General features: G+C 52.8%; 1 pseudogene. It reads left to right on the forward strand.

Going from position 1 to position 716, the window contains the following annotated elements:
* Nucleotides 1-44: 44 nt before the first annotated feature.
* A pseudogene (locus C3418_RS23810) lies at nucleotides 45-589 on the forward strand (IS630-like element ISAhy2 family transposase); the annotation flags it as partial.
* Nucleotides 590-716 lie beyond the last annotated feature (127 nt).

The following is a 716-nucleotide window of genomic DNA, read 5'->3' on the forward strand; positions in this document are numbered from 1 at the left end:
ATCAGGCTCCTAACAAAACAAGCCACACCAAAAGGACTGAGTTGATGCCTATCCTACCACCCCTGCCACGACCACACAACGGCGCCGCATTCACAAAATCATCCATGCCACCCGTGATAAAGGACATGCTCGTCGCTTGATGGCCATCTTGCTGTTACATGAAGGACGCACGATCACCGATGTTCATCACCTTACCGGCGCTGCGCGCTCGACCATCGGTCGTTGGCTTCGGTGGTATCGAGATGAAGGCATAGATGCGCTAGAAGCCTTACCGGCTGGCCGTGCCCCAGTCTTACCTATCGCCAAGATTGTCACCTTACTGGTGCTGCTCATGCAGTTTTCTCCGCAAGATTTTGGTTATCAGCGCAGCCGTTGGTGTACTGAACTATTGGCTATAAAAATCAATCGATTAACAGGGCTCAATGTGGCAGCCTCCACGCTCCGCCGATGGTTACCTCGTATGGGCATTGTCTGGCGCAGGCCCGTGCCGACCTTGCGGATAAAAGACCCAGCCTATCAGGAAAAAATGGCGAATATCGACGCCGCGCTGGCCCGCTGTGATGCCGATAATCCGGTGTTTTATGAGGATTGCATATTCCGGCCGATCATGAACACCAATTCCGATTCAACGTGAACACCATTTCCGGACCAATGTGAACGCTCATTCCGGTTCAACCTGAACACTTCGCCCCTCCTTTCCGGAAACAGTGTTCAAC

The organism is Aeromonas sp. ASNIH8, from assembly GCF_002919855.1.
Classification (GTDB): Bacteria; Pseudomonadota; Gammaproteobacteria; order Enterobacterales; family Aeromonadaceae; genus Aeromonas; species Aeromonas caviae.